Here is a 20,897-nt window from a genome sequence, read left to right as displayed (position 1 = left end):
CAGCATCATGCAAATCGATATCAACCTCCCCGCGCCTTACGCGCCGCACGCCGGCCTGGCCGCTGCGTTCGGCCTGTGCCCGCTGATCGCAATCCTGCGCGGCGTGACGCCGGCGGATGCCGCTGATCACGGCCTCGCGTTGTACGAAGCGGGTTTTCGCATCATGGAAGTACCGTTGAATTCGCCCAAGCCGTTCGACAGCATTGCGGCGATCCGTCAGGCGCTTCCCGCCGATGCCATCGTCGGAGCGGGAACGGTCCTGCACCCGGATTACGTCGCGCAAGTGAAACAGGCCGGCGGCGAACTGATCGTGATGCCGCATAGCGACGGCGATGTCGTGCGCGCCGCGAAAGCGCAAGGGCTCGCGTGTTCGCCGGGCGTCGCGACGCCGAACGAAGCATTCCTCGCGCTGAAGAACGGTGCGGACGTGCTGAAGATGTTCCCCGCCGAGCAACTTGGCGCGCATGTGGTGAAGGCGTGGCGCGCGGTGATCGCGGCGCAAGTGCCGCTCGTGCCGGTCGGTGGAATCTCGCCGGACAACATGGGCCCATTCCTGACGGCGGGCGCGAACGGCTTCGGTCTGGGCTCGGCGTTGTACAAGCCGGGTCAGAGCGCAGCGACGACGGCCTCGCATGCGAAGGCGTTCATCAATGGATTAGCCGTGGCGCGAGGCCAGAAGAAATGAACCGGCTCGCAGGCAAGGTCGCGATCATCACCGGCGCCGGGCGTGGCATCGGCGCGGCGATTGCCGGCGCGTTTGTTCGTGAAGGCGCGGCAGTGGTGCTGGCGGAACTGGATATTGCTTTAGCGCGTGAAACGGCGGCGCGGATCGGATCGCCGGACAACGTGCTCGCCGTTCAAACGGACGTGACGCAAAGCGCTTCGGTGCAGAACGCCGTGAGCGAGGCCGAAGCGAAGTTCGGCCCTATCGATGTGCTGGTGAATAACGCGGGCATCAACGTGTTTTGCGATCCGCTGACCATGACCGACGACGACTGGCGCCGCTGCTTCGCCGTCGATCTCGACGGCGTCTGGAACGGCTGCCGCGCGGTGTTGCCAGGCATGGTTGAACGCGGGCGCGGAAGCATCGTGAATATTGCTTCTACGCACTCGTTCAAGATCATCCCCGGTTGTTTCCCCTACCCTGTGGCGAAGCACGGGGTGATCGGACTGACGCGGGCGTTGGGTATCGAATACGCGGGGCGGCAGGTGCGCGTGAACGCGATCGCGCCAGGTTACATCGAGACGCAACTCACGCACGACTGGTGGAACGAACAGGCGGATCCAGCCAAAGCGAAACAGGCGACGCTCGATCTGCAACCGATGAAGCGCATTGGCCGGCCGGAGGAAGTGGCAATGACCGCCGTGTTCCTCGCGTCCGACGAAGCGCCGTTCATCAACGCGAGTTGCATCACGGTCGATGGCGGGCGCTCGGCGCTGTACCACGACTGAAGCAATATGAATACGTAGATAAGCAGCAAAGGATGACGCACTGGCCGTGGTGCGACGTCACCACAACAAGACGCGGCCAATACCTTCGTACCAACTAGACAGCTCAAGTCAGGAGACAGACCATGAAACGCAGAATGTTCCTCACACTGGTTGCAACGGCCACCGCAGCCAGCGCTACCTTGTTCACGGCGCCAGTGGCGCAAGCCGCCGATGACGTCAAGATCGGCTTCCTGGTGAAGCAGCCGGAAGAACCGTGGTTCCAGGATGAATGGAAGTTCGCCGAAATGGCGGCCAAGGCGAAGGGCTTCACGCTGGTGAAGATCGGCGCGCCGTCGGGCGAAAAGGTGATGAGCGCCATCGACAACCTCGCCGCGCAAAAGGCACAGGGTTTCGTGATCTGCACGCCTGACGTCAAGCTCGGACCGGGCATTGTTGCAAAGGCGAAAGCTGCCGGACTGAAGATGATGACGGTGGATGACCGCCTGGTCGACGGCTCGGGCAAGCCGATTGAGTCCGTCCCTTACATGGGTATTTCGGCATTCAACATCGGCAAGCAGGTGGGCGATGGCATTGCTGCGGAGATCAAGAAGCGCGGCTGGAACATGGCCGAAGTCGGTGCGATCGACGTGACGTACGAACAGCTTCCGACCGCACATGACCGTACGGCGGGTGCTGTGGAAGCGCTGGTCGCAGCGGGCTTTCCGAAGGCCAACATCGTGATGGCGCCGCAAGCCAAGACCGATACGGAAAACGCGTTCAACGCAGCCAACATCGCGTTGACGAAAAACACCAACTTCAAGCACTGGGTGGCGTTCGGCCTGAACGACGAAGCGGTGCTCGGCGCGGTGCGTGCTGCGGAAGGCCGTGGCTTCAAGGCGGACAACATGATTGGCGTGGGCATTGGCGGCTCGGATTCGGCGTTGAACGAATTCAAGAAACCGAACCCGACCGGCTTCTACGGCACGGTGATCATCAGCCCGAAGCGTCATGGCGAGGAAACGTCGGAACTCATGTACACGTGGATCAAGGACGGCAAGGAACCACCGCTCGTGACCTTGACCACGGGCATGCTGGCAACGCGTGACAACGTGGGCGAAGTGCGCGAGAAGATGGGCCTGGCATCGGCTAAGTAAGGCCGTTCATCAGGTCGTCTGTAAGCTCTTTTCGTATCAGGTATCGGTAGAGCAATACGGGCCGCGCGCTTCATATAGCTGCGTGGTCCGCACGAATTCCAAGGAGGCGATGTGTCAGCGACGCTGCGTTTTGACAATATCGGTAAGGTTTTTCCAGGCGTGCGCGCGCTCGACGGCGTGTCGTTCGACGTCAACGCCGGCGAAGTGCACGGCCTGATGGGCGAGAACGGCGCGGGCAAATCGACTTTGCTGAAAGTGCTGGGCGGTGAATATCAGCCGGATTCCGGGCGTGTCCTGATTGATGGCAACGAGGTGAAGTTCGCGAGCGCGGCCGCATCGATCGCGGCGGGTGTCGCGGTGATTCACCAGGAGTTGCAGTACGTGCCCGATCTTACGGTCGCCGAGAACCTGTTGCTCGGTTCCTTGCCGAACACGTTCGGCTGGGTGCACAAGCGCGAAGGGAAGAAGCACGTGCGCGAGCGGCTGCTGCAAATGGGTGTGGATCTCGATCCGAACGCGAAGCTCAAGAAGCTTTCCATCGCGCAACGGCAGATGGTGGAAATCTGCAAGGCGCTGCTGCGCAATGCACGCGTGATTGCGCTCGATGAACCCACGTCGTCGCTGTCGCATCGCGAGACGGAAGTGCTGTTCAAGCTCGTGCGCGAGCTGAAAGCGGACAACCGCGCGCTGATCTACATCTCGCACCGCATGGACGAGATTTACGAACTGTGCAATACATGCACGATTTTCCGCGATGGCCGCAAGATCGCGTCGCACGCAAATCTTGCCGACGTCTCGCGCGATACGCTCGTGCAGGAAATGGTCGGGCGTGAAATTTCGGATATCTACGATTACAAGCCGCGTGCGCTCGGCGATGTGCGCTTCTCCGTGAAGAATGTGGAGGGTCACGCGCTGCGTGAACCGACGAGTTTCGACGTGCGCCGCGGCGAGATTGTCGGCTTCTTCGGGCTGGTGGGCGCGGGGCGCAGCGAACTGATGCACCTCGTCTACGGCGCGGATCGTAAGAAGGCGGGCACGATCGAGCTCGACGGCCAGCCGATCAAGATCCGCAGCGCGGGTGAAGCGATCAGGCACGGCATCGTGATGTGCCCAGAGGACCGGAAAGAAGAGGGCATCGTGGCAATGGCGTCGGTGTCCGAGAACATCAACATCTCGTGCCGCCGGCATTACTTGCGCGCCGGGCTGTTCCTGGACCGGAAGAAAGAAGCTGCAACTGCCGACCGTTTCATCCAGTTGCTGAAGATCAAGACGCCGAGCCGCAAGCAAAAAATTCGCTTCCTCTCCGGCGGCAATCAGCAAAAAACCATTCTGTCGCGCTGGCTCGCGGAGCCGGAACTGAAAGTCGTGATCCTCGATGAACCCACGCGCGGCATCGACGTGGGCGCGAAGCACGAGATCTATAACGTGATCTATCAACTGGCCGAACGCGGCTGCGCGATCGTGATGATTTCGTCCGAGCTCCCGGAAGTGCTGGGGGTATCGGACAGAATCCTGGTGATGCGACAAGGGCGGATCGCGGGCGAATTGCCGCGCGGGAAAGCGACCGAACAATCAGTGCTGAATCTTGCGCTGCCTGTGCAATCCGAACCGACTGCGCAGGCAGCCTGAAGTAAAAAAGTGGAGATGGAGGACATCATGGAAGTCAGGGAAAACATTACCAACACGCTGGTGCCGGCGAAGAACGACAAGCAGAAGTGGTGGCAACAGATCACCGAATACAGCTTGGTCGTGATCTTTATCGTGATGTTCATCACGATGTCGCTCTCGGTCGATCACTTCTTCTCAATCGAGAACATGCTCGGCCTGGCGCTGTCGATTTCGCAGATCGGCATGGTCGCTTGCACGATGATGTTCTGCCTCGCCTCGCGCGATTTCGACTTGTCGGTCGGATCCACGGTGGCGTTCGCCGGCGTGCTCTGCGCGATGGTGCTGAACGCCACGGGTAATACGTTTATTGCGATCATTGCGGCGGTGGCGGCGGGGTCGGCCATCGGTTTTGTGAACGGCGCGGTGATTGCGTACTTGCGGATCAACGCGCTGATTACTACGCTGGCTACGATGGAAGTGGTGCGCGGGCTTGGCTTTATCGTGTCGCATGGGCAGGCGGTGGGCGTGTCGTCGGATACGTTTATCGCGCTCGGCGGCTTGACCATGTTCGGCGTGTCGCTGCCGATCTGGGTCACGCTGGCGTGTTTCATCGTGTTCGGCGTCCTGCTGAATCAAACCGTGTATGGGCGTAATACGCTCGCGATTGGCGGTAACCCGGAAGCGTCACGGTTGGCGGGTATCAATGTGGAACGCACACGCATCTGGATTTTCCTGATCCAGGGCGCGGTGGCGGCACTCGCCGGGGTGATCCTGGCGTCGCGGATTACGTCGGGACAACCAAACGCCGCCGACGGCTTCGAGCTCAACGTGATTTCCGCGTGCGTGCTTGGCGGCGTGTCGCTGCTCGGCGGCCGCGCGACCATCTCGGGCGTGGTGATCGGCGTGCTGATCATGGGCACGGTCGAGAACGTGATGAACCTGATGAACATCGACGCGTTCTATCAGTACCTTGTGCGCGGCGCGATCCTGCTTGCCGCCGTGCTGCTCGACCAGTTGAAGAATCGCGGCTCACGCGACTAAATCCGGCGACTAAATGCGGGGTTGAAACAGATGTCCAGTTCAGTCGATAAAACCCTCGCGCGCTATCCAAGCCTCGCGGGCAAAGTGGTGCTGATTACCGGCGGCGCGACGGGCATTGGCGCGGCGTTCGTCGAGCATTTCTTCGATCAGGGCGCGAAGGTCGCGTTCTTCGACATCGATACCAATGCCGGTGAAGCGCTCGCGGATCAGCTCGGCGCGGATCTGGCCGACGGGCAATTCCGGCCGATGTTCCTACGCGTGGATCTCACGAATATCGATGCGTTGCGCAAAGGCATTGCCGATGTGCGCAGCACGCTCGGGCACATCGGCGTGCTGGTGAACAACGCGGCGAACGACAGGCGTCACAAGATCGAGGACGTGACGCCCGAGTCCTATGACGCGGGAATCGCTGTGAACCTGCGCCATCAGTTTTTCGCGGCGCAGGCGGTGATCGACGATATGAAGCAGCTCGGCGGCGGGTCGATCGTGAACCTCGGCTCGATTAGCTGGATGCTTAAACAAGGCGGTTTTCCGGTGTATGTCACGGCGAAAGCGGCCGTGCAAGGTATGACTAATGGCCTCGCACGCGATCTGGGACCGTTCAATATCCGGGTGAATACGCTTGTGCCGGGATGGGTGATGACGGACAAACAACGTCGCTTATGGCTCGACGAAGCGGGCAAGCGCTCGATCAAGGAAGGCCAGTGTATTGATGCGGAATTGTTGCCTGTGCATCTTGCGCGTGCCGCGTTGTTCCTGGCGTCGGACGACAGCAGCATGATGACCGCGCAGGAAGTGGTCATTGACGGAGGCTGGGCATGAAAGCGCAACTGCTGATCGACAGCCAATGCGCGCTGGGCGAGGGTGCGACGTGGTGCGCCGCGACCGGGCGTTTTTACTGGACGGACATTGAAGGCAAGCGTTTGTGGCGCTACGACCCCCGCGATGCCAGCAGCGTTTCGTTCGACATGCCGGAACGGCTTGCATGCTTCGCGTTGTGCGCCGATGCTGACGTGCTGCTGCTCGGGCTTGCTTCCCGACTTGCGTTCTTTAGTCTGAAGACTGGCGCGATCGAAACGATCGTGCCGGTGGAAGCCGAACTACCGACGCGCATCAACGACGGCAAATGCGATCGTCAAGGCCGCTTCGTGTTCGGGACAAAACACGACGTGGCGAAGGCGGAGAAGATTGGCGGGTTTTATCGATTGAATCTCGATTTGTCGCTTGAGCGCTTGCCGCTTGGCGAGTGCGCGATTTCGAACAGCATCGCGTTCAGTCCGGACGGCTCGCGCATGGTTTTCTGCGACTCCCCGGAGCGCGTGATTCGCGTGTGTGACTACGATTCGTTCGCAAACCAGCGCGTGTTTGTCGAATTGTCGGATGCAAGCGGCGAGCCGGATGGTTCTGCCGTCGATAGCGATGGTGGCTTGTGGAACGCGCAGTGGGGCGGCAGCCGCGTGGTGCGTTATGACGCCGATGGCCACGAAACAGCGCGCATCGACGTGCCGACGGCGCAGCCAAGCTGTGTCGCGTTCGGTGGTCCGCAACTCGATACGGTGTACATCACGAGCGCGCGGGTCGGATTGGATGCGGGCGCGTTGCAGGACGATCCGCACGCGGGCGCGGTGTTTGTTGCAACGCCGTCGGCAAGGGGTATCGCCGAGCCGGTGTTTCGCGGGCCTGGCCACACGCATTGAGCGGATGATGAGTGCGGCGGGCTCTACGTGCCGCACAGCAAACCCGCGGTATCACGTTGCAAGCACAAAACACGAGGCGGCGCGCACGACGCGCTGCCCGCAGCTTCCCGGGCATGCTGGAGCCTCAGGCCAGGACCGCGGGATCGATCGCCTCTCGTTCGGAGTCAGCCACCATGACCGTTGCCCGCCCAGCAGGAAGCTCCACGCCACCTTTGGCGTCGTCCCGGGCTGCCGCGCCCACCCGCCGTTCGAAGCTTGCCGCCGCGACCGAGCCGCCTATTCGCCCCGGGCCCGCCACGTCGGTTGTCGCGATGGGCGGCGCGGGTATCAACGGTTGCATCACCCTTGCCAACGCACAACTACGCCTCGATATCGCGCCGGCTCTCGGCGGCGGGATCACGCGCTTCGACTGGCGTAGCGACGGCGCGCTCGTGCCGATCTTCCGGCCGTGCCTCGCGCCCAGCGCATCCACCGATCCGAACGAACTCGCATGTTATCCGCTGCTGCCGTATTCGAATCGCATCGGCGGCGGACGGTTTCAGTTTCTTGGGCGCGGTGTCGATGTGCCGTGCAACCGGCCCGGCGAACCGCTGCCCCTGCATGGCGACGGCTGGCTCGGGGCGTGGGACGTGGCTTCGGAAAGCTCGACGCACGTCCGGCTCACGCTCGATCGCCGCGATGGCGCGCCGTATTCGTATCTGGCGAGCCAGTCATTCACGCTCGAAGCATCGACCCTGGTGGTGACGCTTCATATCGAGAATACCGGGCGCGATGCGTTGCCGTTCGGGCTTGGATTGCATCCGTTTATCACGCGTGAAGCCGATACCGAGCTGTCCGCCGCGGCCGACGGCTTGTGGCTCTGCGGCGACGATTTCCTGCCGATCCGCCACGTTCCGGCGCCGCCTGCGTGGCAATTCGGCGTGGCTTACCCCATGCCCGCCGCCATGGTGAACAACGCGTTCACCGGATGGAGCGGGCGCACGAGCGTGATGTGGCCGAAGCGGCGGTTGTCACTGACCATTTGCGCCGATACCGATTACTACGTGCTCTACGCGCCGGCTGGCCAGAATTTCTTCTGCTTCGAACCCGTCGATCACCCGATCAACGCAGTGAATCTGCCCGGCGGCGGCGCAGCGCACGGCATGACGGTGCTGGCCCCGGGCGAAAGCCTGACGCGCGAGTTCAGCTTTACTGTCGAACGGTCAGGGGAAGCCAAGCGGCGTGGGCGGCCAAAGCAGCCCGCTGGGCAGAAAGCGCGCAAGACGGCGGCGGCGGTTCGATAGGGCTGTCAGAAAGCGTGGCGGCGGCGCGTTAAAATGCGGGATCGCTTATTTGCCCACTCGCCGCGGATGCCCATGTCTTTCATCGAATCGCTCAATGCCGCGTGGTCGCGGACCCAGTCGCTACTCTGTGTCGGGCTCGACCCGGAACCGTCACGGTTTCCGGGTGCATTGCACGGGCGTGCTGATTCGATCTTCGACTTTTGCCGCGACATTGTTGATGCTACGGCGCCGTTTGCCTGCTCGTTCAAACCGCAGATCGCGTATTTTTCCGCCCATCGCGCGGAGGATCAGCTTGAGAAGTTGATCGCGCATATTCATGCCGAGCATCCCGGATTGCCCGTGATCCTCGATGCCAAACGCGGCGATATTGGCAGCACCGCCGAGCAATATGCGATCGAAGCGTTTGATCGATACAAAGCCGATGCCGTCACGGTCAATCCGTATATGGGGTTTGATTCCGTTCAGCCGTATCTGGAGCATGACGGGAAGGGCGTGATTGTCTTGTGCCGCACGTCCAATGCCGGCGGCTCGGATCTGCAGTTTCTTAATGTCGATGGAACGCCGCTTTATCAGATCGTGGCGCGGCTTGCCGCCGAGAAGTGGAATGCGAGCGGGCAATTAGGCCTGGTCGTCGGGGCAACGTTTCCTCGAGAGATTGAAGTCGTACGTTCTATTGTTGGCGATATGCCGCTTCTGATTCCGGGCATTGGCGCTCAAGGCGGTGACGTCGAAGCGACCGTGCGTGCCGGACGGGATTCTTCGCGCAAAGCGGGGATGCTGATTAATTCTTCACGCGCGATCATTTATGCCGGCAAGGGCGATGATTTTGCTGATGTCGCGGCCGAAGCGGCGCGGCGGACCCGCGACGCTATTAAAGCGGTGGTTTGAGCGTTTTATCGCGCAGGCCTGGCGACAGACCAAATCCTAACTCTCAATGACCGCCTGAATTTGTGCCAGCGCCGCTTCGGTGGCGCCCTCTATGGCGCAATCCACGATCTTCCGATCCTCGATGCTCCTCAGCCACGTCAGTTGGCGTTTGCACAACTGGCGCGTCGCGAATACGCCTTTATCGCGCATGGTCGCGTAGTCGATTTCCTGGTCCAGGTATTCCCAGACTTGCCGGTATCCCACGCAGCGCATCGATGGCATGGTCGACGTTAAATCACCACTCCCGCGCAGGCTTTCGACTTCTTCTATCAGGCCGGCTTTCAGCATCTCGTCGAAGCGTTTTTCTATCCGGCCGTGCAACACGCTTCTATCCGATGGCTCCAACGCGATCGGAACGAATTCGGGTTCGCTTTCCTGGCTCTTTTTCGGGTCTTTCAATATGGCGGACAGGGTTCTTCCCGTCAGCATGAACACTTCCAGCGCGCGCTGGATTCGCTGCGAATCGTTTGGCGCGAGTCGCGCTGCGGTTTCCGGATCGACAGCCATTAATCGCGCGTGCATTGCCGGCCAGCCATCCCGTGCCGCTTCGGCGTCGAGTTCAGCACGCTTTTCTGGATTAGCCTCCGGCAAATCGTTTAATCCGCGCGTGAGGGCCATGTAATACAACATCGTTCCACCGACCACTAACGGGATTCGGCCGCGCCCTTCGATTTCCGCCACCAGCTTTAAAGCGTCATTCCGGAATTGAGCGGCCGAATACGACTCGGTCGGATCGATGATGTCGATCAGATGATGCGGCGCCAGCGCGCGTTCTTCTGCAGTCGGTTTCGCGGTGCCTATATCCATGCCGCGATAAACCAGCGCCGAATCCACGCTGATGATTTCCACCGGCCGGCGCTGCGCGAACGCGAGCGCTGCCGCGGTCTTTCCCGATGCCGTCGGCCCCAACAGACACGCAATCCGCCGCGCGCTCATTGGCCGCGCATGAAGAGTCGATCGAGATCGCCGAGCGTCAACTGGAACCAGGTCGGACGGCCGTGGTTGCACTGGTCGCCACGCTCGGTGGCTTCCATCTGCCGCAACAGGCCATTCATCTCGTCCAGCGTCAGCCGGCGATTCGCCCGCACCGCGTGATGGCACGCGAGCGTGCCGAGCAATTCATGCTGGCGTTCGGTCAATACCCGTGAGCCGCCATAGGCCTGCAAATCCGAAATCACCGCACGCGCCAAGGACTGCAAATCGGCATCTTTCAGCAGGGCAGGGACCGCGCGGATTGCTATCGAGCCCGGCGACAGAATTGCCAGATCGAATCCCAGCGCGTCGAGCACCTCGCGCTCTTCCTCGACCACGCCCATCTCGAGCGCATCGACGGTCATCGTCACCGGAATCAGCAGCGGCTGCACCGCGATCGCCCGGTCAGCCAGCGAGTTCTTGAACTGCTCGTAAAGGATGCGCTCGTGGGCTGCATGCATGTCGACGATGATCAAACCCTGCGCGTTCTGCGCCAGCACGTAGATGCCATGAATCTGGCCCAGCGCGAAGCCCAATGGCTGCGAGTCTTCAACGGCGTCGGGTGCACCGGGCATCGCGGCGTAGAGCGGCGCGCTGGCCTGGTTTGGCGAGTAAGCCTCAGCGGAGGTAACGCCAGCGGCGAGCGTCGAGCCCTGCGGCGTGCCGGCGTTCACATCGCGGCGGCCGAATAAAGCGTCGTACAGCGCCAGCGGCTGCGCGACCGGCAGGTTGCCCTGCGTCATCCTTGATTGCCGCAGCCAGTTCGTGCCGTTGTCGTTTCTCTGCCCCGAACCCGGCCCCGAACCCGGCGTGAAATCGTTCAGCGAACCCGCGCCCATGCCGGCCAGACCCGCACTCGCGTAAGGCCGGGCGCTGAACGAAGCGATACCCGTCGGCTGCAATTGTGCGGCGTGACCACCGGCCGTCGTCTCCGGCGATGCCCCCGCGTTACGCGCCAACGCACGCTGCACGGCGTGGAACACGTACTGGTGGATCGAGCGTGAATCGCGGAAACGCACTTCGATCTTCGACGGATGTACGTTCACATCCACCGATTCCGGCGGCAGGTCGAGGAACAGCACGTACGACGGATAGCGGTTGCCGTGCAGCACGTCCTCGTACGCGGCGCGTACGGCGTGCGTCAGGAGCTTGTCGCGCACGAAGCGGCCGTTGACAAAGAAGTATTGCTGGTCGGCGCGGCCGCGGCTCGCGGTTGGCAGGCCGGCGCAGCCATACACGGCCAGCGGTCCGGCGCGTTCGTCGAGCGGCAGATGCGCAGTCGCGAAGACCTCGCCGAGAATTTTCGCCACACGAGTGGACGGGTCCGACGCATTCCAGTGTTCGACGGCCTTGCCGTTATGAATCACCGATATCGCGATCTCCGGCCGCGACAGCGCCACCCGCCGGATCACTTCCAGGCAATGCCCGAGTTCGGTTTGCTCGCTTTTCAGGAATTTGCGGCGCGCGGGGGTGTTGAAGTACAACTCGCGCACTTCCATCGTCGTGCCGATCGTCCCGGCCGCCGGCGAGATCGCGCCGGTCTGGGCGTCGATCCGTGTGGCATGCGCGCACGCCGCCGTCCGGCTGGTGATGAAAAGCTCCGCCACCGATGCAATCGACGCCAGCGCTTCACCGCGAAACCCGAGCGACGCCACGGCTTCGAGCTCGGCAAGCGAGCGGATCTTGCTCGTGGCGTGACGCAACAATGCCAATGGAAGTTCGGCGGGGGGAATGCCGCAGCCATCGTCGACGATCATGATCCGCTTTACGCCGCCTTCGTCGAGCGTGATCCGCAAGCTCGACGCACCGGCGTCCAGCGCGTTTTCGAGCAACTCCTTTACCACCGACGCCGGCCGTTCGACCACTTCGCCCGCCGCGATCTGGCTGATCAACTGGTCGGGCAACTGCAGAATGGCGCGCAGCGGACGCGCGGCGGGGGCGGACGAATCGGAAATCGTGTCGGATGAGTCGATGAGATCGGGCATGCCGAATTATAAAGCCTCACGCGCGTGAACGATTTCGCCTCCCATCGGTCCCCCTCTACGCGTTTGCCAGTCACCGAACGGCGTGCTGGGCTACGCGTTCCGGCGCGGCAAAAACGGGCCGAATAGCGTTAAAACCCGCTAATGATCACGCGCTTCGCGAATTTTCCCGCGTCGAGTTCGGTATCATGGCGCGACGGTTTTATCGCAACATTTTGCAACGATGTGCCCGTGCATTCACGCTGCTGTTGCTAGTTTCCCGCTCATTTCATCCTGATCGAGGCCCCCTTTTGGATACATTGCTGTCATTCCTGAGTCTTATTCTCCACATCGACAAATCGCTCGGTTTTTTCATCCAGCATTACGGTGGCTGGGTGTATGCGGTGCTGTTCCTGATCGTTTTCTGTGAAACGGGGCTCGTGGTGTTTCCGTTCTTGCCGGGCGACTCGCTGCTATTCATTGGGGGCGCGTTCGCCGCGAGCGGGTCAATGGATCTCGGTGCGCTGATCGCCCTGCTGCTTATCGCGGCCGTCCTCGGAAACACGGTGAATTACTGGATTGGCCGCGCGATCGGCCCCAAGGTGTTCGATACCCACATTCCCGTGCTCGAACGTTTCCTCGATCGCGAAGCGCTCCGCAAGACGCAAGGCTTCTACGAGCGGCACGGCGGCAAAACCATCGTGCTCGCGCGCTTCGTGCCGATCGTGCGGACGTTTGCACCCTTTGTGGCGGGCGCATCGGCGATGAAAGCCTCGCGTTTTCAATTGTTCAACATACTCGGCGCGCTGATCTGGGTATTACTGCTTGTGCTGCTCGGTTATGTCTTTGGTAACGTCCCGTGGATTCGTCAGTATCTGAACGTGATCGCGCTGATCGGCGTGTGCGCGGCAATCGTGCCGATCGCGCTGGGCGCGTTGTGGAAAGTCATGCGGCGTAAAGCCAGTAATTGAGTCGGACTGATGGGTTTAAAAAGCGCTTTCGAAGTCGCCGGGCCGGCACGTTCAAAGCGCGTTTATCACGAACACGGTACTAGCCCCGCTGGCGTCTTCGCCGCCAAAACGTAAAAGGTTAGAATGCCGAATTGTCGGCTCGGTGGTTCGAATATCGAGACGAACGATTCAGGCGTTTCTTGAACAAATGTTAAATGTTTTATGCTGGTGAAGGTTGGCGAGGTCTTATAGCTGATGTTGGAACAAACAAGAAGTGAAGCGGGAGCGGCGTGCAACTGGCGCCGTCTCAGGCTGGCGGTGGCGGTGCTTGGTGTAACGGCGCTACTCGCCGGCTGCGGGATTTTTGGTTGCGGCGGCAGTGCAACGAACGGTGGGGCTTTCGGCGGATGTGGCGCCGGGATGCGGTTCTAAGCGCGTGGACGCAGCACGGAAATATCGTTTAACAGGAAGTCAGGGAAAACGGCAAGCATGGCGGTATCGCGTTCAGGTAATACAGGATGGGCCGTCAACGGCCGCGGGGGAGTGCTGGGTGCGCTCGTTTCTATTGGCGTGGCTGTCTCGATCGCCGGTTGCTCGACGGCGCTGACGCCTGCGCCTATCGTCGAGCAGTCGACGGGCGGCACGAGCTCGCCAGCACTGATTCCCACCACGCCGCCGGGCACCGGGAGCGCCGGGCCGGTCGCCCTTGCACCGCCGGTGCAGGCGGATGCGGGGCCGGGGTTTTATCGGGTGAAACCGGGCGATACGCTTTATGGCATCGCCCGCGCGCAAAAGCAGCGTCCGTCCGATCTCATCAAGTGGAACAACCTGCCTGACAGCAAGCAGGTCAACATCGACCAGTTGTTGCGCGTGGCGCCCCCAGGCAGTACCGGCACGGTCGCCAGCACCGACGACTGGAGCAAACAGGCTTCATCGGCAGCGGCATCGAACGCGGGGCCGCCGATCATCGGCGCACCGGCCGCTACGGCGAGCAATAACAACGCCCCGGCCGATACCAGCACGCCCGCGATCAATTCGAAGGGCGCCTGGCTCACGTGGCCGGCACAAGGCGACGTGATCACGAAGTTCGGCGAAGGCGGCAGCAAGGGTATCGACATTGGCGGCAAGCTCGGCGAACCGGTGAAAGCCGCGGCGGCCGGCAGGGTCGTGTATGCGGGCAGTGGTTTGCGCGCTTACGGGCAGATGATCATCGTCAAGCACAGCAATGACTTCCTGACCGCCTACGCTCACAACGGCAAACTGCTGGTGAAGGAAGGCGATACCGTCCGCCAGGGCGCGACCATCGCGGAAATGGGGACCGGGCCGAGCAACAAGCCGTTGCTTCACTTCGAACTGCGCAAATCGGGGCAGGCTGTCGATCCGGTGCCGTCATTGAAGAAGGCCGGCTGATGAACACGGCGCACAGCGCGCATGCGACGGGAGCCTGGCTGGTATGAAAAGGCTCCTGCTCGCTGCCACGTGCGTGTCCGCTGTGCTGCTTGCCGGCTGCAACGACCAGCAAAACGCGGACGCCATGAACAAGCTCAAAGCGTTTTTCAACGCCGTCAAACCAGACACGCTGCTGCTGAAGGACCTGACGCCGGGCGTGACGACTGAGGCGCAGATTCGCGACCAGATGGGCGAACCGGAAACGGCGCGAAACTATACCGACGGCTCGAAGCGCCTCGAATATCCGCGTGGCCCGGCGGGCACGAATACCTATTTCGTCGATATCGACGCAAACGGCAAGTTCGTCTCGGTCACGCAAGTGCTGACCGCTGCGAACATCGCCAAGGTACGACCGGGCATGACGCAGGACGAAGTGCGGCGCTTGCTGGGCAAGCCGACGACCATCGCCGAATATCCGCTCAAGAAAGAGCGTGTGTGGAGCTGGCATTGGGAGGAGGGCGGCGTGACGCGCGACGCCATGTTCAACGCGCATTTCGGCCCCGATGGCATCGTGACCACCACATCGCGATCGGAAGCATTAGGCGGCGGCAAGCATTGAGCTGCGCGGCGGGGCGTTTCAATATCGGCACCCAAACTGATGGATGATCAAAAATCAAAACACCCGCTTGAGCGCGAGGCATTGATGGCGCTGGCGGCGCGTTATCGCGCGGATCGGGCGTTAGCGTTTGAAACACTTGAAACGGCTGACGCGGGCTGGCAATGCGGCCGCGGCCACGCATGGGACGACGCCGTGAGCGCCGCGCAGAACGTGCGCTGCATGAACTGTGCAGCGCAACGCCGCGAGCAGCACACCGAGCGGCTGAAGGCCCTTGCTGAGGAGCGGGGCGGCAGACTGTTATCGGTGAGTTACGTCGATGCCGCCACGCCATTGCGATGGGAATGCGCATTCGGACATGGCTGGGACGCGCAAGCGGACGTTGCCACGCGACGCTGGTGTACGGAGTGCATGCGTCGAGGCGTGTACGACGCCTTGACGCCGCATCTCACGGAAGAGGGGATTGCACGCGATTGCCGGTGATCCACGGTCTGGCACTCAGCGAGTGCTAGCCGACGCAGGCGCCGCGAGGCACACGTGCAAATTATTTTCGACTTATCCGGAATAGACGCGGAAAAAATGGGTTCGCCCTAGTACCAACCCGTTAAACACCCTGGAGTCGAAAATGAAAAAGATTGCCCTGCTCGTGATGTCCGCTGCTGTTCTCGCATCGTCAAGCGCATTTGCCCAGGCTCAAGGCCTGACCCGCGCCGAAGTCCGCCAACAACTCGTTGAGGCGCAGCAAGACGGCTCGCAACTCGTCAGTAACGCGTCGTATCCCGATGTGGCTCGCATCTATACGAACCAGGTCACGCAGGCAAAGCAGGGTACATCGGCATATGGTGGCGTAGCAGCCGGTTCGAGCGTCAGCTCGTCGCGCTTGGCGAATGTCGGCAGCCCGAGTCACGAGACGTGTGTCGGGCCGTACAGCTTCTGCAACCTCTATGCGGGTTCCTGATAGCCGCACGGACGACTCGTTCATGGATAGCTTGGGCCGCGGGTCGTCCTTTCGTGATTGCACGGGCTTAAGCGATCAGCGTTAGCCGCTCGCACGAATTATCGTAGCAGGATCAGTTGAGGCACGGTGTCCGAGCCGCACCATACGATTGCGTTTTGCCTGTGCTGAATACCAAGTTGTTTTGCATCACTAAGTGTTATTCCAGGCACCAGGAAACTCAACTCACCGGGCCACGTTCCCGACGGATGCTCGCCAATCCCTTCGATAAAGCGCAGACCCATGCGGCCAAGCTGCTCTGCGAGTGTGGCTTGCCGGACCGAATTGGCCGTTGCACCGGTCAATGTGCTGAACGGATTCTCCGCCGTGACGAACGCACTGCAGTCGACGCCAAAGCATCGATGAAGTTTGGCAAGATCGGGATTGGCTTGGCCTATGCGTAGCGTTGTCGGGGCATCGCCCAGGACACGATAATGCGTTTCCTCGTAAGCCCGGAGCGTGTCCGGATCGATGGCGGAATCGAACTGCAAAGCAATCTCCTTGGCGCCTCCGGTGAAAGCGGGCTGCATTCTGTAGAAATCGTATCAGATCGGATCGTGCGCCGCTGCGACTCGGAATCGAGCGAAAAGCGATGCCGCTTGCGCGTGCTTAGTCTGAACGAAGACACGTGATTGATCGGAACAGGTGCGTGGCCGTTTCGTAGGTTCAGCGGCTCATACCGGAACAGGTTGATCCGTGCGACCGCTTTTCTCTCAAACGACACATCTGCACGCAAGCGGGTGGCCGAAGCATTCCATTCGGATGCCTACTTATTCGGCCAGACTGCATGCGTTTCGCCTAGAGCGATTTTCTGCATTGGCACGGCTGAGGATGCGGTGGATGCGCGAGTTGCATTTACGGTACCGGAGCTAATGCCGATTCGCTCACAAGGAGCACGATCATGACCGACGCGATTATCGAACTATCTTCGGAGCAGTCGTATGAACGCCTGCAATCGGGCGCACTGCGCGCGGTGGGCGGACGCTCGCTGCAGTGTGCGCGGTCGCTTCAATCACGCGGTTACACGCGCCTCTTCTCGATTGCCGGCGGCACCACGCGCTGGAAAGCGGCCGGCTTGCCGATGACCGAACCCACCGCCGATGCCGATTTTCTCGAGCGATATTCGCGCCACCTATGGCTCTCCGAAGTGGGGCTGGACGGTCAACGCAAGTTGGCTGCCGCGCGGGTGGCGTTGATCGGCGCGGGCGGGCTGGGTTCGCCGGCAGCGCTGTACCTGGCCACGGCCGGGATCGGCCATATCACGCTGATCGATGACGATCTCGTCGATCGCAGCAATCTCCAGCGCGAGGTGCTGCATCGTGATGCCGACATCGGTACGCCCAAGGTCGAATCCGGTTGCAGGACCTTGGCGGCGAGCCGTAACGTACGCGGCTGCTGGCGGGTAATGTCGAGCGCTTGCTGGGCGGCCACGATGTCGTGATCGACGGCTCCGACAACTTCTCCACGCGCTATCTGGCCAACGACGCCTGCGTGCGGTTGGGCCTGCCGCCGATGGTCTACGGCGCGGTGCAAGGTTTCGATGGTCAGGTCAGCGTGTTCTGGCCGGCGCGGGAGGGCGGCCGTTGTTATCGATGCCTGTTTCCGGAACCGCCGCCGCCTGAATTTGCGCCTAACTGCGCCGAAGCGGGCGTGCTCGGCGTGCTGCCGGGGGTGATCGGGCTGTTGCAGGCGACCGAGGCGATCAAGCTGATCCGGGGTATCGGTGAATCGCTGTCCGGTACGTTGCTGCAGTTCGACGCGCTGGGAATGCGATTTAAGCGCTTGCGGTTGTTGCGGGACCCGGCGTGTCCGCGTTGCGGCGATGGCGTGAAAACCCATGATTATGTGGATTTGCCGGCGGCTTGTGGGGTGGGGTGAGGGTGTTCGCCGGGCTCGGGTCGTAGTGCAACATGTTTCGGCTTCCCCAACGAGAAAAGGGCTCAGCTTGCGCTGAGCCCTTCATGTCTTTGGTAGGCCGTACGGGATTCGAACCTGTGACCAACGGATTAAAAGTCCGCTGCTCTACCAGCTGAGCTAACGACCCAAAGAGCCGAAATTATAGTCACATGGACCACAAGTTGTCAACGGAGCGTAAAAATGCTCCGTATCGTGGAACGAAGAAACAGCAGAAGAAACAGCAGAAGAAAAGCCCAAAGAAAAAGCCCGCAGCAACGACGCTACGGGCTCTTTCAACGAGAGGCGCGAAGACCAGCTTCGCTTACTTCACTTGCGACATCTTGCTTTCAGCCGACTGCGCGGCTTCCGTTCCACCGTACTGCGAGATGACTTGATCCAGCGTCTTTTTCGCGGCGGCTTTCTGACCCTGCTCAATCTGGTTGTTCGCGATTGCGAGCAGCGCATCGGGCGCCCGCGGATGCGTCGGATATTTCGTCACCAGATTTTGCCAGGTTGCGGTCGATCCCTTGTAATCACGCAGAGCATACTGCGCATTGCCCAGCCAATATTGCGCGGTGGGCTGATACGGGCTGTCCGGATACTTGGCGACGAAAACCTTGAACGACGCAGCAGCGTTCTTGAAGTCGCCATTACGGAACTGCGTCGACGCCGCATTGAACGATTCAGTCTCGCCGGGCTGTACCGTGCCTTGCACGCCATCCACCGTCTGCTGCTGCGGTTCGAACTTCTTCAACCGGCCATCGAGGTCGGTGTAGTAGTCCTTTTGCTGCTTTTGCACCGTCGTCAATTGGTTGGCCAAGTCCTCGTTCTGGCCTCGAAGCGTAGCGACCTGCTGATTCAACTGGTCGAGACGATTCGATTGGTCGAGGATCGTGCGCTGAGCGGCGGACAACTGGTTAGCCAGACTGTCCGTTTTCGTGCGCAAATCGAGCACGGCCTTACGCGCTTCATTGTCGTCGAACAACGCCGCGTGCGCTGACCCGCCGACCACGGCCGAACCTAACAAACAAGCAACTGCGACCGCGCGCAGTGAGGGGAAGCGATACAACATACGGCGACTCACCCGTGACTGGTTACGTTACTGTTGATAAGCGAGGTCAGCGCGGCGATTCTGCGCCCACGACGACTCGTCATGCCCGGTTGCCTGCGGCTTTTCCTTGCCCAAGCTCACGGCTTCCATCTGCGAATCAGCCACGCCCAGCAGCGACATGGCGCGACGCACCGCTTCAGCACGCTTCTGGCCCAGTGCCAGGTTGTACTCGCTCGTGCCGCGTTCGTCGGTGTTGCCCTGGATCAGCACGTGACGGTCCGGATGGCTCTTCAGATACTGCGCGTGTTGTTGCAGCAGCGGCTGATAGTCGTCACGGACAGCGTAGCTGTCGAAGTCGAAATAAATGCTGCGCTTTGCCAGCGGGCTGTTCGGATCGTTCAGCGGATCGACATTGACCTGTTGAACTGCGTTCGCGTCGGGTTGCGTGCCGATCGCGCCTTTGTTTGCACCTTCATCCAGCTTCACGCCTGAATGACATGCGGCCAATGCACCGACCATCGCCACTGCAAAGCCGATACGAATTTTAGACATCATGGTTACTCTCCTTGTGTGTTGCTGCTTAAGTTATTGCGTGAGGTTTATTGCATGAACGGACCCCAGGACGGCTCGCGTACGCTGCCCCCCTGAAGCGACAAGACTTGCCGCGTACGACCATCGGTCGACACAGCCGCCAACACGCCACGCCCGTCCACCTGGGTGGCGTAGAGGATGTACTGACCATTCGCCGCAAAACTGGGCGATTCGTCATGCGTGGTGTCGGTCAGTCCAGTCGCCGTGCCAGACGCAAGGTCCAGCAAATACAACTTGAAGCCGCCGCCAACACGCGAAATGTACGCAATCTGCTTGCCGTCCGGGCTCACTCGCGGGCTTGTATTGTAATTGCCCGTGAATGTGACGCGCTGGGCCTGGCCGGCGCTTTCGCCGTTCGCCGACATCTTGTAGATCTGAGGCTGGCCGCCGCGGTCGCTCGTGAAATAAATCGTGTTGCCATCGGGAGAGTAAGCCGGCTCGGTGTCAATCGAGCTGCCGAGTGTCAGGCGACGCAAACCGCTACCGTCCGCGTTCACCTGGAAAATCTGCGTGTTGCCGGTAGTCGACAGGGCAACCGCAAGCTTGCGGCCGTCCGGCGACCACGCCGGTGCACTGTTATTGCCTTTCTGATTCGATACGATCACACGCTTGCCTGTCGGCAGGTCGTGAATATAAACAACGGGTTTTTTCTTTTCGAACGAGACGTACGCGACCTTGGTGCCGTCAGGCGACCATGCCGGCGAGATGATCGGCTCCGGGCTGGACAGCGCAATGCGTGCATCCTGACCATCGGAGTCCGAAATCTGCAACTGATAACGGCCACCGGTCTTGATCACATACGACAGGCGCGTCGCGAAAACGCCACGATCGCCCAGCAATTTTGCGTAGATATAGTCCGCGACCTTGTGCGCACTCATCCGCAGACCGCTTTCCGGGCTGACGAGCGACAGGCCGCCCAGGCTTTGCTGCTTAACCGTGTCGTACAAGCGGAAGCGCACTTCGTACTGGCCGTTCGGCAGGCGATTCACGCTGCCGGACACGAATGCGTCCGCGCCTTTCGCTTTCCAACTGCCGAGATCGACAGAATCCGTTTCCGACACGGGCGTAGCGCCCGCATCAATATTCGTAAACTTGCCGCTGCGCGCGAGATCCTGACGAACGATCGCGCTGATCTGCTGCGGCGAATTCGCTTCGTTGGCAAACGTGGCGGTGGCAATAGGAAATTGGGTAGAACCCACGCCCGTCACAAGCACATTCAACTGCGCGTGTGCGGCGGTACCCGCGGCGATCAGGCAGGATGCAACAAGCGTTTTCAAGCCAAGCTTTGTCATCAAACTCATGTATCTGGTTCCAGAAAAAGCGATTTTTAAACTAA

General features: G+C 61.0%; 22 protein-coding genes and 1 tRNA gene. 16 read left to right on the top strand and 7 right to left on the bottom strand.

Annotated features, from left to right (window positions below):
* Nucleotides 1-7: 7 nt before the first annotated feature.
* From BSU04_RS20915 to pyrF, 9 genes are all read left to right on the top strand, one after another.
* Nucleotides 8-685, top strand: a complete 678-nt coding sequence (locus BSU04_RS20915) for a 2-dehydro-3-deoxy-6-phosphogalactonate aldolase (RefSeq protein ID WP_089162403.1) — start codon at nucleotides 8-10, stop codon at nucleotides 683-685.
* Entirely contained in the window at nucleotides 682-1,452 is a 771-nt protein-coding gene (locus BSU04_RS20910) for an SDR family oxidoreductase (protein ID WP_089162402.1), read from the top strand. The genes BSU04_RS20915 and BSU04_RS20910 overlap by 4 nt, the downstream gene beginning before the upstream one ends.
* A gap of 122 nt (nucleotides 1,453-1,574) precedes the next feature.
* Nucleotides 1,575-2,585: an arabinose ABC transporter substrate-binding protein gene (locus tag BSU04_RS20905; RefSeq protein ID WP_089162401.1), complete on the top strand. Its 1,011-nt coding sequence runs from the start codon at nucleotides 1,575-1,577 to the stop codon at nucleotides 2,583-2,585.
* 111 nt (nucleotides 2,586-2,696) lie between these two features.
* The gene (gene araG, locus BSU04_RS20900; protein ID WP_089162400.1) at nucleotides 2,697-4,214 is read left to right on the top strand and encodes an L-arabinose ABC transporter ATP-binding protein AraG; all 1,518 of its coding nucleotides are present in this window, start codon (nucleotides 2,697-2,699) and stop codon (nucleotides 4,212-4,214) included.
* Nucleotides 4,215-4,241: 27 nt separating this feature from the next.
* Complete coding sequence (araH, locus tag BSU04_RS20895) at nucleotides 4,242-5,234, top strand: L-arabinose ABC transporter permease AraH (RefSeq protein WP_062081596.1); 993 nt, start codon at nucleotides 4,242-4,244, stop codon at nucleotides 5,232-5,234.
* Nucleotides 5,235-5,264: 30 nt separating this feature from the next.
* Nucleotides 5,265-6,056 (top strand): SDR family NAD(P)-dependent oxidoreductase, encoded by a 792-nt coding sequence (locus BSU04_RS20890; RefSeq protein ID WP_089162399.1) that lies wholly within the window; start codon nucleotides 5,265-5,267, stop codon nucleotides 6,054-6,056.
* The gene (locus tag BSU04_RS20885; RefSeq protein WP_089162398.1) at nucleotides 6,053-6,931 is read left to right on the top strand and encodes an SMP-30/gluconolactonase/LRE family protein; all 879 of its coding nucleotides are present in this window, start codon (nucleotides 6,053-6,055) and stop codon (nucleotides 6,929-6,931) included. The genes BSU04_RS20890 and BSU04_RS20885 overlap by 4 nt, the downstream gene beginning before the upstream one ends.
* Nucleotides 6,932-7,104: 173 nt before the next feature.
* Nucleotides 7,105-8,214: an aldose 1-epimerase gene (locus BSU04_RS20880; protein ID WP_089162397.1), complete on the top strand. Its 1,110-nt coding sequence runs from the start codon at nucleotides 7,105-7,107 to the stop codon at nucleotides 8,212-8,214.
* Between the two features lie 72 nt (nucleotides 8,215-8,286).
* Nucleotides 8,287-9,102: an orotidine-5'-phosphate decarboxylase gene (pyrF, locus tag BSU04_RS20875; protein ID WP_089162396.1), complete on the top strand. Its 816-nt coding sequence runs from the start codon at nucleotides 8,287-8,289 to the stop codon at nucleotides 9,100-9,102.
* Nucleotides 9,103-9,138: 36 nt separating this feature from the next.
* Here the strand turns inward: pyrF and miaA are convergent, their stop codons facing one another.
* Both miaA and mutL read right to left on the bottom strand, forming a co-directional pair.
* Complete coding sequence (gene miaA / locus BSU04_RS20870; protein WP_089162395.1) at nucleotides 9,139-10,077, bottom strand: tRNA (adenosine(37)-N6)-dimethylallyltransferase MiaA; 939 nt, start codon at nucleotides 10,075-10,077, stop codon at nucleotides 9,139-9,141.
* Entirely contained in the window at nucleotides 10,074-12,098 is a 2,025-nt protein-coding gene (gene mutL, locus BSU04_RS20865; RefSeq protein WP_089162394.1) for a DNA mismatch repair endonuclease MutL, read from the bottom strand. Before mutL ends, miaA begins: the two co-directional genes overlap by 4 nt.
* Nucleotides 12,099-12,385: 287 nt before the next feature.
* Here mutL and BSU04_RS20860 point away from each other — a divergent pair, with 287 nt between their 5' ends.
* The 5 genes from BSU04_RS20860 (at nucleotide 12,386) to BSU04_RS20840 (ending at nucleotide 15,987) form a co-directional block, all read left to right on the top strand.
* On the top strand, nucleotides 12,386-13,045 hold the full coding sequence (locus BSU04_RS20860) for a VTT domain-containing protein (protein WP_089162393.1): 660 nt from the start codon (nucleotides 12,386-12,388) through the stop codon (nucleotides 13,043-13,045).
* 468 nt (nucleotides 13,046-13,513) lie between these two features.
* Nucleotides 13,514-14,434, top strand: a complete 921-nt coding sequence (locus BSU04_RS20855; protein ID WP_089162392.1) for a peptidoglycan DD-metalloendopeptidase family protein — start codon at nucleotides 13,514-13,516, stop codon at nucleotides 14,432-14,434.
* A 43-nt stretch (nucleotides 14,435-14,477) separates the two neighbouring features.
* Complete coding sequence (gene bamE / locus BSU04_RS20850) at nucleotides 14,478-15,032, top strand: outer membrane protein assembly factor BamE domain-containing protein (protein WP_089162391.1); 555 nt, start codon at nucleotides 14,478-14,480, stop codon at nucleotides 15,030-15,032.
* A gap of 39 nt (nucleotides 15,033-15,071) precedes the next feature.
* Nucleotides 15,072-15,512, top strand: coding sequence for a hypothetical protein (locus BSU04_RS20845; RefSeq protein WP_179258380.1), 441 nt, complete (start codon nucleotides 15,072-15,074; stop codon nucleotides 15,510-15,512).
* 142 nt (nucleotides 15,513-15,654) lie between these two features.
* Nucleotides 15,655-15,987 (top strand): DUF4148 domain-containing protein, encoded by a 333-nt coding sequence (locus BSU04_RS20840; RefSeq protein WP_089162390.1) that lies wholly within the window; start codon nucleotides 15,655-15,657, stop codon nucleotides 15,985-15,987.
* Nucleotides 15,988-16,085: 98 nt separating this feature from the next.
* On the opposite strand, the gene BSU04_RS20835 is transcribed toward BSU04_RS20840, so the two are convergent.
* Entirely contained in the window at nucleotides 16,086-16,553 is a 468-nt protein-coding gene (locus tag BSU04_RS20835; RefSeq protein ID WP_089162389.1) for a DUF3293 domain-containing protein, read from the bottom strand.
* Between the two features lie 371 nt (nucleotides 16,554-16,924).
* Between BSU04_RS20835 and BSU04_RS48545 the strand changes: the two genes are divergently transcribed.
* The gene (locus tag BSU04_RS48545) at nucleotides 16,925-17,464 is read left to right on the top strand and encodes a ThiF family adenylyltransferase (protein WP_306427207.1); all 540 of its coding nucleotides are present in this window, start codon (nucleotides 16,925-16,927) and stop codon (nucleotides 17,462-17,464) included.
* Complete coding sequence (locus BSU04_RS48540) at nucleotides 17,461-17,901, top strand: ThiF family adenylyltransferase (RefSeq protein ID WP_306427206.1); 441 nt, start codon at nucleotides 17,461-17,463, stop codon at nucleotides 17,899-17,901. The genes BSU04_RS48545 and BSU04_RS48540 overlap by 4 nt, the downstream gene beginning before the upstream one ends.
* A gap of 90 nt (nucleotides 17,902-17,991) precedes the next feature.
* Here BSU04_RS48540 and BSU04_RS20825 read toward each other — a convergent pair.
* From BSU04_RS20825 to tolB, 4 genes are all read right to left on the bottom strand, one after another.
* Nucleotides 17,992-18,067 (bottom strand) — tRNA-Lys (locus tag BSU04_RS20825).
* A gap of 174 nt (nucleotides 18,068-18,241) precedes the next feature.
* Complete coding sequence (gene ybgF / locus BSU04_RS20820; RefSeq protein WP_089162388.1) at nucleotides 18,242-18,991, bottom strand: tol-pal system protein YbgF; 750 nt, start codon at nucleotides 18,989-18,991, stop codon at nucleotides 18,242-18,244.
* A 27-nt stretch (nucleotides 18,992-19,018) separates the two neighbouring features.
* On the bottom strand, nucleotides 19,019-19,525 hold the full coding sequence (pal, locus tag BSU04_RS20815; protein WP_031361343.1) for a peptidoglycan-associated lipoprotein Pal: 507 nt from the start codon (nucleotides 19,523-19,525) through the stop codon (nucleotides 19,019-19,021).
* Between the two features lie 44 nt (nucleotides 19,526-19,569).
* Nucleotides 19,570-20,862, bottom strand: coding sequence for a Tol-Pal system beta propeller repeat protein TolB (gene tolB / locus BSU04_RS20810; protein WP_089162387.1), 1,293 nt, complete (start codon nucleotides 20,860-20,862; stop codon nucleotides 19,570-19,572).
* Nucleotides 20,863-20,897: the final 35 nt, after the last annotated feature.

This window comes from Caballeronia sordidicola (assembly GCF_002220365.1).
GTDB classification, from domain to species: domain Bacteria; phylum Pseudomonadota; class Gammaproteobacteria; order Burkholderiales; family Burkholderiaceae; genus Caballeronia; species Caballeronia sordidicola_C.
This window is presented reverse-complemented; position numbering and strand designations above follow the sequence as displayed.

Bases quoted from the DNA above. Each gene is read 5' to 3' on its own strand.
- BSU04_RS20915 (WP_089162403.1), top strand. From the start codon at position 8: ATGCAAATCGATATCAACCTCCCCGCGCCTTACGCGCCGCACGCCGGC.
- BSU04_RS20910 (WP_089162402.1), top strand. From the start codon at position 682: ATGAACCGGCTCGCAGGCAAGGTCGCGATCATCACCGGCGCCGGGCGT.
- BSU04_RS20905 (WP_089162401.1), top strand. From the start codon at position 1,575: ATGAAACGCAGAATGTTCCTCACACTGGTTGCAACGGCCACCGCAGCC.
- araH (WP_062081596.1), top strand. From the start codon at position 4,242: ATGGAAGTCAGGGAAAACATTACCAACACGCTGGTGCCGGCGAAGAAC.
- BSU04_RS20890 (WP_089162399.1), top strand. From the start codon at position 5,265: ATGTCCAGTTCAGTCGATAAAACCCTCGCGCGCTATCCAAGCCTCGCG.
- BSU04_RS20885 (WP_089162398.1), top strand. From the start codon at position 6,053: ATGAAAGCGCAACTGCTGATCGACAGCCAATGCGCGCTGGGCGAGGGT.
- BSU04_RS20880 (WP_089162397.1), top strand. From the start codon at position 7,105: ATGACCGTTGCCCGCCCAGCAGGAAGCTCCACGCCACCTTTGGCGTCG.
- pyrF (WP_089162396.1), top strand. From the start codon at position 8,287: ATGTCTTTCATCGAATCGCTCAATGCCGCGTGGTCGCGGACCCAGTCG.
- miaA (WP_089162395.1), bottom strand. From the start codon at position 10,077: ATGAGCGCGCGGCGGATTGCGTGTCTGTTGGGGCCGACGGCATCGGGA.
- mutL (WP_089162394.1), bottom strand. From the start codon at position 12,098: ATGCCCGATCTCATCGACTCATCCGACACGATTTCCGATTCGTCCGCC.
- BSU04_RS20855 (WP_089162392.1), top strand. From the start codon at position 13,514: ATGGCGGTATCGCGTTCAGGTAATACAGGATGGGCCGTCAACGGCCGC.
- bamE (WP_089162391.1), top strand. From the start codon at position 14,478: ATGAAAAGGCTCCTGCTCGCTGCCACGTGCGTGTCCGCTGTGCTGCTT.
- BSU04_RS20845 (WP_179258380.1), top strand. From the start codon at position 15,072: ATGGATGATCAAAAATCAAAACACCCGCTTGAGCGCGAGGCATTGATG.
- BSU04_RS20840 (WP_089162390.1), top strand. From the start codon at position 15,655: ATGAAAAAGATTGCCCTGCTCGTGATGTCCGCTGCTGTTCTCGCATCG.
- BSU04_RS20835 (WP_089162389.1), bottom strand. From the start codon at position 16,553: ATGCAGCCCGCTTTCACCGGAGGCGCCAAGGAGATTGCTTTGCAGTTC.
- BSU04_RS48545 (WP_306427207.1), top strand. From the start codon at position 16,925: ATGACCGACGCGATTATCGAACTATCTTCGGAGCAGTCGTATGAACGC.
- ybgF (WP_089162388.1), bottom strand. From the start codon at position 18,991: ATGTTGTATCGCTTCCCCTCACTGCGCGCGGTCGCAGTTGCTTGTTTG.
- pal (WP_031361343.1), bottom strand. From the start codon at position 19,525: ATGATGTCTAAAATTCGTATCGGCTTTGCAGTGGCGATGGTCGGTGCA.
- tolB (WP_089162387.1), bottom strand. From the start codon at position 20,862: ATGAGTTTGATGACAAAGCTTGGCTTGAAAACGCTTGTTGCATCCTGC.